Origin of the sequence: Microbacterium sp. NPDC057658 (genome assembly GCF_042799975.1) — a bacterium.
GTDB lineage: Bacteria > Actinomycetota > Actinomycetes > Actinomycetales > Microbacteriaceae > Microbacterium.
Window position 1 is genome coordinate 1821855 of the sequence record NZ_JBHVHT010000001.1, and the last position, 15949, is coordinate 1837803.

Genomic DNA, 15949 nt, shown 5'->3' on the forward strand with positions numbered 1-15949 from the left:
TCGGACGGCGACGACCAGAGCGGCGGGGAACCTCGCCCTGGTGATTTCGCGGTGCGGTGCCGGCGGAGCGGCGTCAGCGTCGGCGGAACCGGCGCCGGGTCGGCGTCGCGGTCGGCTCCGGCGTGGGCTCGGGGACGGCCGTGCGGTCGCCGCTGACCCAGCGCGCCCAGGTCGCCCCCGGGTCGCCCTCCAGCACGACGGCGCGCACGAGCAGGGTCAGCGGGATCGACAGGATGGCGCCGAGCGGGCCGATCACGAAGGTCCAGAAGATGACGGAGAAGAAGCTCAGCGTCAGGCTCAGGTCGACGGCGTCGCTGACGAATTTGGGCTGGACGAGCACCTGGAGCACGACGTTGACCACGCAGTACACGGCGATGACACCGAGCAGCAGTGGCCAGCCGCCCACCACGAAGGCCAGGATCGCCGGCGGGATGAGCCCCAGCACGAACCCGATGTTCGGGATGAAGTTCGTCACGAACGCGAGGATCGCCCAGACCACCGGGGCGGGGACGCCCATCCACCACAGGGCGAGACCGTCGACGATGGCCACGACGGCGCCGAACGCGGCGTTCACGACGTAGTAGCGACGGACCCCCGTCTGCAGCCGGGCGATGCGCTGCAGGGCGGGGCCGTGCGTGGCGCCGAAGAGGGCCGGAGCCGTCCGATAGCGGGCGGCGTCCGCGGCGAGGAAGATGATGTAGGCGCAGACGAAGAACAGCGCTGTCGCCACCCCGAGCACCGCGCTGCCCAGGCTCCCGGCCAGGCCGAGGAGCGTCTCGGGGTCGAGGATCGAGGCCGCGGCATCCGCCGCCTCCTGGTCCAGCCCGAGGGACTGCAGCCAGGCGACGATCTGATCGGCGGCGCGCACCAGGCCGTCCTGCGATGCGAGGTCGCCGACGAGCCGGGCGAACTGGGTGCCGGCGAGCCACAGCAGCGCCGCCATCGCCAGCAGGATCACGTAGGCGAGCACGATCACGGCGGTCGTCCCGATCCAGGCGGGCCGGCCGGGGCGCTGGAAGGGACGACGGACGGGTTCGCAGATCACCACGATGACGATCGCGAGGGCCAGCGGGCCGAACACCTCGCGCGCCAGCGAGATCCCGGCGAGGACGATCGCGCTCGCCGCCAGGATCAGCAGGGTGCGCAGAGCAGGGGAGGGCGCGTGGTCCGCTGCGGAGTGCGGAGGAGTGGGGAGCGAGGTCACGCGGCCAGCGTAGCCCGCCGCACTTTCATCCGGGTGATTGCGCCTCCGCCCCCTGGAAGGGGGCGCGGACGCGTGGTTTCGTGTTGCCATGTCGCCTCCCGTACGTTCCACGAGGCCGGGACCGGCGATGCGCTTCCGGCCGCCCGCCACGCCCATCGGCGTCGTGCCGCGGGAACGTGTGACCGCGGCGATCGCGGCTGCCATCGAGGCGGACGGGGTGACGGTCCTCAGCGCGCCCAGCGGCTATGGAAAGACCACCGCCGTCGCTGCCTGGGCGTCATCGCGCGACGACGTCGCCTGGCTCGCGCTGAGCGCGTCCGACGACGACCCCGCACTGCTGACCGCCGGTGTCCTGAACGCGCTGGCGCTCGCCGGGGAGCGTGCGGGGCGCGTGTTCGCCGCGCCGCGGGACATCGAGGATCCGGTGCGCGCCTACCGGCAGATCTGTGCGGCGTTCCAGGACGCCGAGCACCCGGTGCACCTCGTCGTCGACGATGCCCACCGTGCCGGGGAGGCGTGGAGCGATGGTCTCCTCGGGCTCCTGGCCGACCAGCCTCCGGACGGACTGCGGCTCCTCCTGGTGGGGACGACCCTGATCGAGGTCACCCTGTCCCGCCACCGCCTCATGAACCCGGGAGCCTTCGTCGGCGTGGACACCCTCCGGTTCTCGGCGGACGAGATCCGGAGTCTGACGCGGTCGGCGCCCGGTGGGCTCGATGCGGCCGCGGTGCGCGACGAGACCGGGGGCTGGCCCATCGCGGTGCGGCTGGTCCTCGTCGGCGGCTCCCTGCCGTCGAGCCCGGCGTCGACGGCCTCGTCCTTCCTCGGCGCGTACATCCGTGAGCACGTCCTGGACGCGCTGCCGCCCGCGCTCGCGGATTTCGTCCTCGAGGGGACGGCCTGCGCGGAGCTCACGCCCGACACCGCCGCACAGGTCACGGCGAGAGACGACGCCGCCGACCTCCTGGAGACCTGCGTTCGGCTCGGGCTGTTCCTCGACCGGTTCGACGGCCCGGAGGGCCCGACGTACCGCTGGCACCCCGCGTTCGCGCGTCGGTGCGCCGACCTCGCGCGGACGGATGCGGCGCGTTTCGCCACGGTGCACCGCCGGGCCGCTCGTGCTCTGGAGCACACGGATCCGATCGCCGCCGTGACGCACGCGCGGCGCGCCGGGGATCGGGCCGGTGCCAGGGCCATCCTCCTGCGGCACTGGCTGGGCCTCGTGGTCGGCTCCTCGGCCGTCGACGTGGAGCGGACGGCGACGGCTCTCCTGCGCGACAACCCGGATGATCCGCACCTGCTGCTCGTGCGGGCCGGAGCCAGCGACGTCCTCGGGGACCATCGCGTCGCGCGGGAGCTGTGTCGACGGGCGGAGGCACTCCTCGATCGCACGCCGGGGCAGGCCGACCCCGCCGTCCTGCTCATCGTCCGCCTGCTGCTCGCGGAGTCGTCCGTCGAGGTGGCCGCATCCGGTCCGGAGATCCGTGCGCTGCTGGATGCCGAGGACGACAGGATGTACGGCGGTCGGGTGGCGCTCAACCATCTGCTGGGGTGGACCGCGCTGCGCAATCGCGAATCGCCGGACCTCGCGATCGAGTACTTCTCGGCGGCGGCGCGCGAGGCGAGGGAGGCCGGCGATCGGGAGCTCACGTCCCGCGCCGTCGGACATCTCGCCTACGGCCTCGCCACCTCCGGCCGGCTCACGGAGGCCGCGGCCGTGCTCGCCGAGGCCGAGACCACCCGGGAGGCTCTTCTTCCGCGGAACACCTTCGCGCGCGGAAGCGCCGTGGCCGCCGCGGGGTGGGTGGCGTACTGGTCGGGCGAGGCGGAGGAGGCGGTCCGGATCTTCGATGCGGCGCGTGAGGAAGCCGCGTCCGGCCGCGATCTGGCCGGACATGCACGCATGATGGGAGCCTATGCCGCCGCGCTCACGGGAGACCCCGCGATCTGCCGCCGAGCGGCCATCAGCGTGCAGGAGCTCCCCATCGACGTCGTCCAGGGGGTGGAGTGGCCGGCGTTCCGGGAGTCGTCGGTGGCCCTGCTCGAAGAGGCGGTGGGGCGGAGGGAGCGCGCACTGCGCATCGCGAAGAAGTATGCCGGCGGTACCGACCTCCCGCTCGTGGGCGTCGCCCTGTCCGGGATCCTGCGTCGCGCCGAGGAGCATGCGGCGGCGCTGGAGATGCTGCGGTCGTTGCGGGGTGCGTCCGAGCTGTCGTACGTCAAAGCCGCCACGTTGATCACCGCGGCCACGCTCCGGAGGGCGACGGGGCACCAGGAGGACGCGCATGACCTGTGCGAGGCCGCCCTCTCGGTCGCGTCCGCGGAGAACCTCGTCGTGCTCTTCGGCCCGCGCGAGGTCGCGGTGCGCCGGCTGCTGCAGGCGCATGTGCATCACGGCACGCAGTTCGAGGAGTTCATCGAGACATGCCTCGCCGTCGACGCGGTCGGCTCCGTGACCGATCGGCTGTCGGAGCGGGAACGCGACGTCTTCCACCAGATGCAGACGGCGCGCACGCTGCCGGAGATCGCCCAGGAGCTCTCCGTGTCGGTGAACACGGTGAAGACGCATCAACGAGCGATCTACCGCAAGCTCGGGGTCTCGTCCCGGCGGGAGGCCGTCCACGCGACCGTGTGAGCAGGCACGGCGTCAGGGGCGCACACCGAGGGTGGCGACGAGTGCGGCGTTCGCGACCGCGGAGGGGATCGCCTGTGTCGCCAGGATCCGGTCCCCGGCGTCCTCGACCTCGCGGATGAAGCGGACGTCCCAGCGCTGTTCGACGAGGATGACGGCCGCGACGGCGTCGGGAGGCACCCACGGGAGGAAATGCCGGACATCGTCGAGGGAGATCAGTCCCGGTGCGTACAGGGGCAGGCCGGCGAGCGAGAAGTCGTCGCCGTCGACCTCCGTGATGCGCTGCCCCTCGGCGGCGTCGCGGCGGACGATGAGGAAGTCGAGCACGCGCAGCGTGCCGTCCTCGACCTGACGCAGCAGCGGTTCGAGGACGGGCGGTCCCGGGTGTGCGCTGCGGAGCTCGACCACGACGAACGCCACGTCGCCCAGCACCCGGCTCCTCATAGCCACCCTCGATTCGTCCCGTCCTCCGATGGTGACAGCCGCACGGAGAGGGAGTCCCGAATCCTCACCCGGAGCGGGTGAGGACCGGCGCGCGGGCGACGACGGCGGTGCCATTCTGGACCGCGGATGAAGGGTGGCGACATGAAGGAGTTCCGATTCGGGCCCGTCGAGTTCTATCTCGTGGGCTTCGACGGTGATCGGCCGGATCCGTCCACGTTCGGCGCGCTGACCGACCTGGTGTCGAAGGGCGTGGTGCGCGTGCTGGACTTCGTGCTGGTGACGCGGACGGCGGAGCGGGATCTCGACATCCTCGAGGTCGTCGAGGACGACGGCACTGCCGTCCTCGACGGCCTCGAGCCGATCGTCGCCGGGCTCGCGAGCGAGGACGACGTCCGCGCCCTGGCGGAGGTCGTGCCGCCGGGACGGTCGGCGGCGGTCGTGGTCCTGGAGCTCCTGTTCGCCCGGACCCTCGCCCAGGATGTGGCCGCCGCGGGAGGCCAGGTGCTGCGCAGCGAGCGCGTTCCGGCACCCGTCGTGAACGCGGTGATGGACATCCTCGAACAGGAAGGTGAATGACATGCCCTTGCGGAGATTCGGCCGGCCGGGGCTCATCGGTCTCGCCGCGCGGACCGCGGTGGTCGCCGGGACGGCGACCGCGGTGCAGGGAGCCGCGATGCGGCACCAGGAGCGCCGCGCACAGAGCGAGTACGAGCAGCAGCAGTACGAGGCCGCCCAGCAACAGGCCCAGATGGACGATGCGGCCCGCACCGCGGCCGCGCAGTATGCGCCGCCGACGAGCCCGCCGGCCGCGCCGCCCGCAGCGGCGGACGACCTGATCGCCAAGCTGCAGGAGCTCGGATCGCTGAAGGCCTCCGGCGTGCTGACGGACGAGGAGTTCACGGCCGCGAAGCAGAAGCTGCTGAGCTGAGCGTCGCGACGATCGAGACGAGGCGGCGATGAGCGAGATCGAGGACCTGCGGGCACGGCTGCGTGCGCTGGAGCAGGAGAACGAGGCGCTCCGACGCCCTCGACGCCGGATCTCGGCCCGCAGCATCATCGCCGGGATCGTGCTCGTGGTCGCCGTGCTCCTCGCGCCGATCGCGGCGATGGGGACATGGGCGCGGCTGCAGCTCGTCGACGCGGACCGGTTCGTCGCGACCTTCGCCCCGCTGGCCGAGGATCCGGACGTGCAGGACTTCGTCGCCGATCAGGTGACGGCCGCCATCGACGAGCAGGTCGACCTGGATGCGGTGGTCGGCGAGCTCTTCGACGGCCTGCGTGCCCTCGACCTCCCGCCGCGCGCCGCCGCCGCCCTCGGACTGTTGGAAGCGCCGGCCGCCTCCGGCCTGTCGTCCCTGATCGACGGCGTCGTGCACGAGGTGGTGTCGTCGCAGCAGTTCGCCGACATCTGGGCGGAGACGCTCCGCTTCACCCACGAGCGCGCGGTCGCCATCCTGCAGGACGAGCCCGGCACCGCGCTGGACCTCAGCGACGACGTCCTCTCGGTGGACGTGGGGGCGGTCGTCGAACGCGTCAAGGAGGCTCTGGCCGAGCGTGGGGCCGGGGTCGCCGACCTCATCCCGGTGATCGATCGCACCATCCCGGTGGTGCAGGCCGACGCCCTGGTGCTGGTCCGCACGGTCTACCAGATCGCGGTGACGGCGGGCTTCTGGCTGCCGTGGGTCGTGCTCGGTCTCGTCGTCCTCGGTGTGCTGCTCGCGGTGAACCGGCCGCGGGCGCTGTTCTGGACGAGCGCCGGGTTCGCCGTCGTCTTCCTCCTCCTCGCCGCCGGGATGGGGATCGGACGCGGGTTCTTCGTCAGCGCCGTCAGCCCGTCGATCATGACGGCGTCGGCGGCCGAATCCCTCTTCGATCAGCTCACGGCCCTCCTCGGGTCCACCATCGTCGCGCTTGCTCTGGTCGGGGTCCTCATCGCGCTGTGGGCCTGGCTCGCCGGGTCGAGCCGCAGCGCGCGCACGGTGCGCGGCGTCACGGAGAGCGGGTTCGGGGCGCTGCGCGAGACGGCGGAGGCACGGGGGCTCTCCACCGGGCGGTTCGGGAGAGCGGTCGACCGCTATCGCGGCGCGATCCTCATCGCCGGGATGGCGATCGGGGTGCTCATCCTCCTGGCGACGCGTCCGGTCACCTTCGGCGCCGTCCTCGGCGTGGCGATCGGCGTGCTCGTGCTGACGATCCTCGTGGAGCTGCTGCGACGGCCGGGCCCCGCCACGGCGCCGGAGGGGCAGGACGCCGCCGTCGGCGCGGACGCGAGCGACGCGGAGATCACCCGGGGCGGGTGAGGGCCCCTGTCGGCACGCACGCGGGGTCGGAAGACTCAGGCCGAGGAGAGCGCGGACGCGCCCTGAGCGAAGGAGAGACGATGTCGGAATTCAACGCGGACTTCTCGGGCGAGATCACGCTGGACGTCCGCGACGCCCGACCCGACTGGTCGCCGTACGAGCTGCGGAAGGCGCCGGACGGAGCGCCGAACGTCCTCGTGGTGCTGTATGACGACACCGGTCTGGCCTCGTGGTCGCCGTATGGCGGCCGCATCGCGATGCCGACGATGGACCGTCTGGCCGCCGGGGGTCTCACCTACACGCAGTGGCACACCACGGCGCTGTGCTCTCCCACGCGGTCCACCATGCTCACGGGCCGTAACCACCACGTCAACCGCGCCGGCGTCATCATGGAGGGCACGAACGGTTTCCCCGGCTTCGCGGGGCGGCTCCCCGCCGAGTGCGCGACCATCGGACAGGTGCTGCAGGAGAACGGGTACAGCACGTTCTGGCTCGGCAAGAACCACAACGTCCCGGAGGAGGACATCGCGCCAGGGGGCAGCCGCTCGATGTGGCCGCTGCAACTCGGCTTCGACCGCTTCTACGGCTTCCTCGGCGGGGAGACCAACAACTGGTACCCCGACCTGGTCGAGGACAACCACTTCATCGAACAGCCGTACCGCCCGGAGGACGGCTACCACCTGTCGAAGGACCTCGCCGACCAGGCGCTCGCGATGATCCGGAACCAGCAGGCCTCGAATCCCTCGAAGCCCTGGTACATGTGGTTCTGCCCTGGCGCGAACCACGCGCCGCACCACGCGCCGCAGGAGTACATCGATAAGTACAAAGGGGCGTTCGACGACGGCTACGACGCCTACCGCGAGTGGGTGCTCGCCCGCATGATCGAGAAGGGCGTGCTGCCGGAGGGCACGCAGATGACGCCGTTCAACCCGCTGCCGGAGGAAGCGGCGAACCCGGCCGATCACGTGCGCCCGTGGGCGGAGCTGAATGACGACGAGCGGAGGCTGTTCGCGCGGATGGCGGAGGTCTTCGCGGGCTTCTCCGAGTACACGGATGCCCAGGTCGGCCGGATCGTGGACTACCTGGAGGAGACGGGGCAGCTGGACAACACGATCATCTTCTACTGCGCCGACAACGGCGCCTCGGGGGAGGGATCGCCGGACGGCTCCGTGAACGAGAACAAGTTCTTCAACGGCTACCCCGACGACCTCGCCGAGAACCTCGCGATGATCAACACGCTCGGGTCCGCCGACACCTACAACCACTACCCGACGGGGTGGGCGGCGGCGTTCTCCACGCCCTTCCAGATGTTCAAGCGGTACTCCCAGTACTCCGGCGGCACCTGCGACCCGATGGTCGTGCACTGGCCGAAGGGGATCGCGGCGAAGGGGGAGCTGCGCCACCAGTACCACCACTCGGTGGACGTCGTGGCGACGGTGCTCGACGTGATCGGCATCGCGATGCCGGAGTCCTACCGCGGAGTGCCGCAGCGACCGCTCGACGGCGTCTCGATGAAGTACTCCTTCGACGCCGCGCCGGACGGGCCGACGCGGAAGAGCGTGCAGTACTACTCGATGCTCGGCACCAGGGGCATTTGGAAGGACGGCTGGAAGGCGGCGGCGGTGCACGCTCCGCTGAGCGGCAAGGGCCACTTCGACGACGACGTGTGGGAGCTGTACCACGTGGCGGAGGACCGCTCCGAGTCGGACGACCTCGCCGCGACGCACCCGGAGAAGCTGCAGGAGCTCATCGCCGCGTGGTTCGCGGAGGCGGAGGCGAACTTCGCCCTTCCGCTCGACGACCGGTCGGCCCGCGAGATCCTCACGGTCCCTCGGCCCCAGGCGGAGGCGCCCCGGGAGCGGTACGTCTACTTCCCCGGCACCGCGGCGGTGCCGGAGAGCGTCGCGGTGAACGTCCGAGGGCGCTCCTACAAGATCATCGCCGACGTCATCCTGGAGCAGGGCGCCGAGGGAGTGCTCTTCGCGCACGGCTCCCGCTTCGGCGGGCACTCGCTGTTCCTCAAGGACAACAGGCTCGTCTACGTGTACAACTTCCTCGGCATCCCGCCGGAGCAGTCGTTCACCTCGGACGAGCTCGCCCCCGGCCCGCACACCCTGGGCGTGGAGTTCGTGCGGGAGGGAGCGGGGGAGCACGGCGAGTCCGTCGGCACCGCAACGCTGTACGTCGACGATCGCGCCGTGGCGTCCGGTCCGATGCGGGCCCAGGTCGGGAAGTTCACGCTCTGCGGCGACGGGCTCTGCGTCGGGTGGGACAGTGCCGACCCGGTGAGTGCGCAGTACGCCAACCCGTTCCCGTTCACCGGCGGCACGCTCCTGGGCGTGGCGGTCGACGTGAGCGCGGAGCAGTATCTCGATATGGAGCTCGAGGCGGCCGCGATGCTGTCGCGCGAGTGACCGCGCGGAGCGGGCGGCGGCCTAGCATGAGGGCATGACGGCGATGATCGAGGTCCCCGGCGGAACGCTGCTCATGGGGTCGGACGAGTTCTACCCGGAGGAAGGCCCCGTCCACGAACGGCGCGTGGAGGCGTTCGCGCTGGATCAGCACCCCGTGACGAACCGCCAGTACGCCGCGTTCGTCGAGGACACCGGCTACGTCACGATCGCCGAACGGCCGATGGACCCCGCCGACTACCCCGGGGTGCATCCGGACGACCTCGTCCCCGGCGCCATGGTGTTCACGCCGACCCGCGGCCCCGTCGACCTGCGCGACTGGCGGCAGTGGTGGCGGTGGGAGCCCGGGGCGTCCTGGCGCTACCCGTTCGGACCGGCCTCGTCGATCGACGACCGCCTGGACCATCCGGTCGTGCAGGTCGCGTACCCCGATGCCGTCGCCTACGCCGCGTGGGCAGGCAAGCGCCTGGCCACGGAGGCGGAGTGGGAATGGGCGGCGCGCGGCGGCCTCGTCGGCGCCCGCTTCGCCTGGGGTCAGGAGACGAAGCCGGACGGCACCCTCATGGCGGACACCTGGCAGGGCGCCTTCCCGTACCGGAACGACGGTGCCGACGGGTGGATCGGCACCGCTCCGGTCGCCTCGTTCCCCGCGAACGGGTACGGCCTGCACGACATGATCGGCAACGTGTGGGAGTGGACGGTGGACTTCTGGACGCACCGGCACGTGCCGCCAGGTGCGGTCGGTGTCGACGCCGGTCAACGCGCGAGCCTGCTGTCCTCCGAGCCCGGGTCGCCCATCCCTCGCCGCGTGCTCAAGGGGGGATCGCATCTGTGCGCTCCGGAGTACTGCCTCCGCTACCGCCCCGCGGCGCGATCGGCGCAGGCGGAGGACACCGCCATGACCCACATCGGGTTCCGCTGCGCCCTCTGACCGGTGATCCCCGACTCAGACGGGGTCGGGGAACAGGGACGCCCAGTCGTCGCGGACGCTCACCACGGTGTACCCGCGGTCGGCGGCTGCGTGGAGGGCCTGCTCCGCTCCCGTGTCGTAGGGCGTGTCGTCGCGGTCGGCGTCGTCGTGATGGATCAGCAGCGCGAGTCCGGGCCGAGGGCCGCCGTGCGCGAAGTCGAGCATCGGCATGTCGCCGTTCGAGTTGCCGGCCGCCAGCAGCGGGCGCCGCCCGATCCGACTCCAGATCCGCACCGGTTTCTCCGGTCCGTCGTCGAAGAACGCCAGGGCCGAGGAGTAGCGGACGCTGGCGTCCTTCTCGTCGTAGGCGAGTCCGAGCGCCGAGCCGATCACGCGCTCGGGAGGGATACCGTAGTTCGCCTGGGTCATCGGCCGCATAAAGTCGCGCTCGCCGCCCGACACGATGTAGCACGTGAAGCCGTGGCCCTCGAGGTACCGCAGCAGCTCGACCATCGGGCGGTACACCGATTTGGCGTAGGGGCGGCCGAGGAGCGGGTGCTGGGCCGTGCGGTAGAACTCCGCCACGGAGCGGGCGTAGTCCTCCACGCTCACGCCATCGGTCAATCCCAGGAGCGCCTGGATGATGACGCCGAGGTCGGAGTCGTCGCCGGCGTAGTGCTTGTCGATCGCGGTGCCGAGCCAGGCGAGGTCACCGGTGACCGCGGCGCGGTAGGGCTGCCGGTCGGCCAGGGAGGGGTCGCGGGTCGCCTCCTCGCGCCAGCGCTCGACGACGTAGTGCAGCTGGGTGGGCATGGGCTTCTCCGACCAGAGAGTGCCGTCGTTGTCGAACACCGCGATGCGTTCGTCGACGGGGACGGCGTCAGGGCCGTCCGTCACGGCGGCGACGAACGCCTCGATGGTGCGCCGCGTGCCGATGTCCCGCCAGGATGACAGAGGTGAGGAGTCCATGACCGCGATCCTCCCAGGCGCGGCGTCGGATGCCGAGCGTGCCTCACCCGGAGCGGACGAGTCCCGCTGCGGCCGGGCGTGCGGGAATACCCTCGGAGGGTATAAGGTTGTGCCGAAGGAGTACCCCGGGGGGGTATCCCGAGGAAAGGAAGCATGATGAGCACGAGCGAGTACCAGGTCACCGGAATGACGTGCGGCCACTGCGAGATGGCGATCCGCGACGAGGTGTCGCGCATCCCCGGTGTCGAGGGTATCGATGTCAGCGCGCAGAGCGGGAGACTCGTGGTGCGCAGCTCCGCCCCCGTCGACGACACGGCCGTGCTGGCCGCCGTGGACGAGGCGGGCTACCAGGCGGTCCGGTCCTGATGGACACCCCGTCCGCGACCAGCGTGGAGCTGGAGATCGGCGGCATGACCTGCGCGTCGTGCGCGATGCGGATCGAGAAGAAGCTCAATCGTCTCGACGGCGTCACCGCCACCGTGAACTACGCGACCGAGAAGGCGAGCGTCACGGTGCCGGCGGGCGTCGACACCGCCGTGCTCATCGCCGAGGTCGAGAAGACCGGATACACCGCCGTCGTCCCCGCGCCTCCCGCGCCGGAGGGAGCGCAGCCCGACGGAGAGCAGCCGGATCCGGAGCTGACGGCGCTGCGGCAGCGGCTGATCGCCTCCGTCGTGCTCACCGCCCCGGTCATCGCGATGGCGATGATCCCGGCGCTCCAGTTCACGTACTGGCAGTGGCTGTCGCTCGCGCTCGCGGGTCCCGTGATCGTGTGGGCGGCCTGGCCGTTCCACAAGGCGGCGTGGATCAACCTCCGGCACGGTGCGGCCACGATGGACACGCTCATCTCGATGGGCACGATCGCCGCGCTGCTGTGGTCGCTGTACGCGCTCTTCTTCGGCACCGCCGGGATGCCCGGCATGACGCACCCGTTCGAGTTCACCGTCGCGCCCAGCGACGGTGCCGGGAACATCTACCTCGAGGTCGGAGCGGGGGTGACCACGTTCATCCTCGCCGGACGCTACTTCGAGAAGCGCTCCAAGCGTCAGGCCGGTGCGGCGCTCCGCGCGCTGCTGGAGCTCGGCGCGAAGGAGGTCGCCGTGCTCCGCGACGGCGTCGAGACGCGCATCCCGACGAGCGCGCTGCGGGTCGGGGACGAGTTCGTCGTGCGCCCGGGGGAGAAGATCGCCACCGACGGGGTGGTGGTCGGCGGCACGTCCGCCGTCGATGCCTCGATGCTGACCGGCGAGTCGGTGCCCGTCGAGGTCGGGGAGGGCGACGTCGTCACCGGCGCCACCGTGAATGCCGGGGGACGCCTCGTCGTCCGCGCGACCCGCATCGGCGCCGACACCCAGCTCGCGCAGATGGCGCGGCTCGTGGAGGAGGCGCAGACCGGGAAGGCCGAGGTGCAGCGCCTCGCGGACAGTGTCTCCGGGATCTTCGTGCCGATCGTGATCGTGATCGCCCTCGGCACGCTCGTGGCCTGGCTCGCGGCCGGGTTCCCGGCTGCCGCCGCCTTCACCGCCGCGGTCGCGGTGCTCATCATCGCCTGCCCCTGCGCTCTGGGTCTGGCCACGCCGACCGCTCTCCTCGTCGGCACGGGTCGCGGCGCCCAGATGGGCATCCTCATCAAGGGCCCCGAGGTGCTCGAGTCGACCCGGAAGGTCGATACGGTCGTGCTCGACAAGACGGGCACCGTCACCTCCGGTCGCATGACGCTGACGGCGGTGCACACCGACGACGGCGTGCAGCGCGAGGAGCTGCTGCGGCTCGCCGGGGCCCTCGAGGACGCCTCCGAGCACCCCATCGCGCAGGCCGTGGCGGCCGCGGCCACCCGGGAGCTCGGCACCCTGCCGAGCGTCGAGGAGTTCGCGAGCGTCGAGGGCAGGGGCGTCCAGGGCATCGTGGACGGCCACGCCGTCGTCGTGGGACGCGCCTCGTTGCTCGCCGACTGGTCGCAGCACCTGTCCGCGGGGCTGGCTGCGGTCAAGGCCGAGGCGGAGGCCCAGGGCAAGACCGCGATCGCGGTGGGCTGGGACGGTCGTGCCCGCGGGGTGCTCGTCGTCGCCGACACGGTCAAGGCCACGAGCGCGGAGGCGGTGGCGCAGCTCCGGGCGCTGGGACTGACGCCCGTCCTGCTCACGGGAGACAACCGTGCGGTGGCCGAGCAGATCGCCCGCGAGGTGGGGATCACCGAGGTGATCGCCGAGGTGCTGCCCCAGGACAAGGTCGAGGTGGTGCGCCGGCTCCAGGGCGAAGGAAAGGTCGTCGCGATGGTGGGAGACGGTGTGAACGACGCCGCGGCCCTCGCCCAGGCGGACCTCGGGCTGGCGATGGGGACCGGGACCGACGCGGCCATCGAGGCGAGCGACATCACGCTCGTCCGCGGCGACCTCCGCAGCGCGGCCGACGCGATCCGCCTGTCCCGCCGCACGCTCGGCACGATCAAGGGCAACCTGTTCTGGGCGTTCGCCTACAACGTCGCAGCCATCCCGCTGGCGGCGCTCGGCCTGCTCAACCCCATGCTCGCCGGTGCGGCGATGGCGTTCTCCAGCGTCTTCGTCGTCGGCAACAGCCTCCGCCTGCGGTCCTTCCGCAGCAGGGCGGTGGACACCCCGTGAACGAGAGACAGAGGAGTACCGACATGTCCGATTCCCCCGCAGGATCCTGCTGCAGCGTCCCGCGCCAGAGCGGCGTCTCCGCCGAAGGGCGCACCGACCTGCTCGCCGTGCCGGCCGAGGGCATGGCCGAATGCCCGGTGATGGCCGGAACGCCCGTCGTGATCGCGACCGCCGAGGCCGCGGGGTTGTACCGCGACCACGAGGGCACCCGCTACTACTTCTGCTGCGCGGGCTGCGGGCCGGCATTCGACGCCGATCCCGCGAAGTACACCAGGGCGGCCTGAGCCCCCGCCCGTGCGGGGCCGCGACAGATCCGGCCCCGCACGGCATCATCGACGTTGGAGGGAAGACATGAGCACCTCGCATCACGACCATTCCGCGCACGGTCACCCCGCGGACCACGCGGGACACAGTGGGCACGCCGGGCACGACGATCACGCGGGACACGGCGGTCACGGGGGCCATGGCGATCACGGCGACCACGTCGCCCAGTTCCGGCGGCTGTTCTGGATCATGCTCGTCCTCGCCGTGCCGACCGTGCTGCTCTCGGGCATGTTCGCGATGATCGTGGGCTACCCGCTTCCCGACATCCCGGGTCTGGTCTGGGTGTCGCCGGTCCTCGGGACGGTCATGTACGTATGGGGAGGGAAGCCGTTCCTCACCGGCGCCGTCAGCGAGATCCGTGCCCGGCGGCCCGGCATGATGCTGCTCATCGGGCTCGCGATCACGGTGGCGTTCGTCGCGTCCTGGGGAGCGAGCCTCGGCCTGCTGCATCATGAGCTCGACTTCTGGTGGGAGCTCGCTCTCCTCATCGCGATCATGCTGCTCGGGCACTGGATCGAGATGCGCTCGCTGGCGCAGACCACCTCCGCCCTCGACTCGCTGGCCGCGCTGCTGCCGGACGAGGCGGAGCGTGTGGAGGGCGATCAGGTCGTGCGGGTCTCCCCGTCGGACCTCCGCGTGGGCGATGTCGTGGTGGTGCGCCCCGGCGGGAGCATCCCCGCCGACGGGCGGATCGTCGACGGCCGCGCCTCGATGGACGAATCCATGGTGACGGGGGAGTCCCGCACCGTCACCCGGGCGACCGGCGACCCTGTGACCGCGGGGACCGTCGCCACCGACTCGGGGCTGCGCGTGGAGATCACGGCGACCGGAGACGACACGACGCTCGCGGGGATCCAGCGGCTCGTGACGGAGGCGCAGAACTCCTCGTCCCGCGCACAGCGTCTCGCCGACACGGCAGCCGGCTGGCTGTTCTGGTTCGCGCTCGGTGCTGCCGCGATCACCGCGGTGGTGTGGAGCGCAGTCGGCCTGCCGGACGACGCCGTCATCCGCACGATCACCGTCCTCGTGATCGCCTGCCCGCACGCGTTGGGCCTGGCCATCCCGCTCGTCGTCTCGATCGCGACCGAGCGCGCAGCTCGCGGCGGGGTGCTCGTGAAGGATCGGCTGGCCCTGGAGAGCATGCGCACCGTCGACACCGTGCTGTTCGACAAGACCGGCACGCTGACCAAGGGTGAGCCCGTCGTCTCCGCGGTGTCGGTGGCCGGTGCGGAGACCGCGGAGGAGGTGCTGGCGCTCGCCGCGGCCGCCGAGGCCGACAGCGAGCATCCGCTGGCGAAGGCCATCGTCCGCGCCGCGCGCGACAAGGAACTCCGCGTGCCGGCGAGCCACGACTTCTCGTCCTCGCCGGCGGTGGGGGTGACCGCGACGGTGGACGGTGCGGTGATCCGCGTCGGCGGCCCGCACCTGCTCACGGAGGAGGATGCCCACGAGCTCCCCGCTGCGGAGGGCTGGCGTGCGGACGGCGCGATCATCCTGCATGTGCTGCGGGATGGACACGTCATCGGGGCGCTCAAGCTCGCGGACGAGGTGCGCCCGGAGTCGCGGGACGCGGTTGACGCCCTGCACGCGCTCGGTGTCCAGGTCGTGATGATCACCGGCGATGCGGAGGCCGTCGCGCACACCGTCGCGGCCGACCTCGGCATCGACCGCGTGTTCGCGGGCGTCCGGCCGGAGGACAAGGCCGCGAAGGTGCAGGAGCTGCAGCACGAGGGCCGCAGGGTCGCGATGGTGGGCGACGGCGTGAACGACGCGCCCGCGCTCGCTCAGGCCGACGTCGGCCTGGCGATCGGCGCCGGCACCGACGTGGCGATCGCCTCCGCCGGGGTCATCCTCGCCGGAGACGACCCGCGTGCGGTGCTGTCGGTGATCGAGCTCTCCCGCGCCTCGTACCGGAAGATGAGGCAGAACCTCTGGTGGGCGGCCGGGTACAACCTGCTCTCCGTCCCGCTCGCGGCGGGTGTGCTCGCTCCGATCGGCTTCGTGCTGCCGATGTCGGTCGGCGCGGTGCTCATGTCGCTGTCGACGATCGTGGTGGCGCTCAATGCGCAGTTGCTGCGGCGGCTCGATCTCCGTCCGGAGGTCGTCACCGCGGGCATCCTGCAGCGCTGAGCGC

13 protein-coding genes are annotated in these 15949 nt (G+C 71.6%); 10 read left to right on the forward strand and 3 right to left on the reverse strand.

What is annotated here, in order from left to right:
• Positions 1 to 73: 73 nt before the first annotated feature.
• The gene (locus ACFU8V_RS08605; RefSeq protein WP_378870484.1) at positions 74 to 1204 is read right to left on the reverse strand and encodes an AI-2E family transporter; all 1131 of its coding nucleotides are present in this window, start codon (positions 1202 to 1204) and stop codon (positions 74 to 76) included.
• A gap of 88 nt (positions 1205 to 1292) precedes the next feature.
• Here ACFU8V_RS08605 and ACFU8V_RS08610 point away from each other — a divergent pair, with 88 nt between their 5' ends.
• Positions 1293 to 3839 carry a LuxR C-terminal-related transcriptional regulator gene (locus tag ACFU8V_RS08610; RefSeq protein WP_238695638.1) on the forward strand — a complete coding sequence of 849 codons (2547 nt, stop codon included), beginning with the start codon at positions 1293 to 1295 and terminating at the stop codon, positions 3837 to 3839.
• Positions 3840 to 3851: 12 nt separating this feature from the next.
• On the opposite strand, the gene ACFU8V_RS08615 is transcribed toward ACFU8V_RS08610, so the two are convergent.
• Complete coding sequence (locus ACFU8V_RS08615) at positions 3852 to 4280, reverse strand: DUF6325 family protein (protein ID WP_126893914.1); 429 nt, start codon at positions 4278 to 4280, stop codon at positions 3852 to 3854.
• A 141-nt stretch (positions 4281 to 4421) separates the two neighbouring features.
• Here ACFU8V_RS08615 and ACFU8V_RS08620 point away from each other — a divergent pair, with 141 nt between their 5' ends.
• From ACFU8V_RS08620 to ACFU8V_RS08640, 5 genes are all read left to right on the forward strand, one after another.
• Positions 4422 to 4856 (forward strand): DUF6325 family protein, encoded by a 435-nt coding sequence (locus ACFU8V_RS08620; RefSeq protein WP_378870488.1) that lies wholly within the window; start codon positions 4422 to 4424, stop codon positions 4854 to 4856.
• Between the two features lies 1 nt (position 4857).
• Positions 4858 to 5208 (forward strand): SHOCT domain-containing protein, encoded by a 351-nt coding sequence (locus tag ACFU8V_RS08625; RefSeq protein ID WP_085607242.1) that lies wholly within the window; start codon positions 4858 to 4860, stop codon positions 5206 to 5208.
• Positions 5209 to 5236: 28 nt separating this feature from the next.
• Positions 5237 to 6580, forward strand: coding sequence for a hypothetical protein (locus tag ACFU8V_RS08630; protein ID WP_025103113.1), 1344 nt, complete (start codon positions 5237 to 5239; stop codon positions 6578 to 6580).
• Between the two features lie 80 nt (positions 6581 to 6660).
• Complete coding sequence (locus ACFU8V_RS08635; protein WP_378870492.1) at positions 6661 to 8994, forward strand: arylsulfatase; 2334 nt, start codon at positions 6661 to 6663, stop codon at positions 8992 to 8994.
• A gap of 43 nt (positions 8995 to 9037) precedes the next feature.
• Entirely contained in the window at positions 9038 to 9922 is an 885-nt protein-coding gene (locus tag ACFU8V_RS08640; RefSeq protein ID WP_378871848.1) for a formylglycine-generating enzyme family protein, read from the forward strand.
• A 15-nt stretch (positions 9923 to 9937) separates the two neighbouring features.
• Here the strand turns inward: ACFU8V_RS08640 and ACFU8V_RS08645 are convergent, their stop codons facing one another.
• Entirely contained in the window at positions 9938 to 10870 is a 933-nt protein-coding gene (locus tag ACFU8V_RS08645) for an HAD family hydrolase (protein ID WP_378870495.1), read from the reverse strand.
• Between the two features lie 156 nt (positions 10871 to 11026).
• Here ACFU8V_RS08645 and ACFU8V_RS08650 point away from each other — a divergent pair, with 156 nt between their 5' ends.
• From ACFU8V_RS08650 to ACFU8V_RS08665, 4 genes are all read left to right on the forward strand, one after another.
• Positions 11027 to 11236 (forward strand): heavy-metal-associated domain-containing protein, encoded by a 210-nt coding sequence (locus ACFU8V_RS08650; RefSeq protein WP_025103117.1) that lies wholly within the window; start codon positions 11027 to 11029, stop codon positions 11234 to 11236.
• Positions 11236 to 13491, forward strand: coding sequence for a heavy metal translocating P-type ATPase (locus ACFU8V_RS08655; RefSeq protein ID WP_378870498.1), 2256 nt, complete (start codon positions 11236 to 11238; stop codon positions 13489 to 13491). Before ACFU8V_RS08650 ends, ACFU8V_RS08655 begins: the two co-directional genes overlap by 1 nt.
• A 23-nt stretch (positions 13492 to 13514) precedes the next feature.
• Positions 13515 to 13775, forward strand: coding sequence for a YHS domain-containing protein (locus tag ACFU8V_RS08660; protein WP_025103119.1), 261 nt, complete (start codon positions 13515 to 13517; stop codon positions 13773 to 13775).
• A 67-nt stretch (positions 13776 to 13842) separates the two neighbouring features.
• Positions 13843 to 15945: a heavy metal translocating P-type ATPase gene (locus ACFU8V_RS08665; protein WP_378870501.1), complete on the forward strand. Its 2103-nt coding sequence runs from the start codon at positions 13843 to 13845 to the stop codon at positions 15943 to 15945.
• The last annotated feature ends 4 nt before the right edge of the window (positions 15946 to 15949 follow it).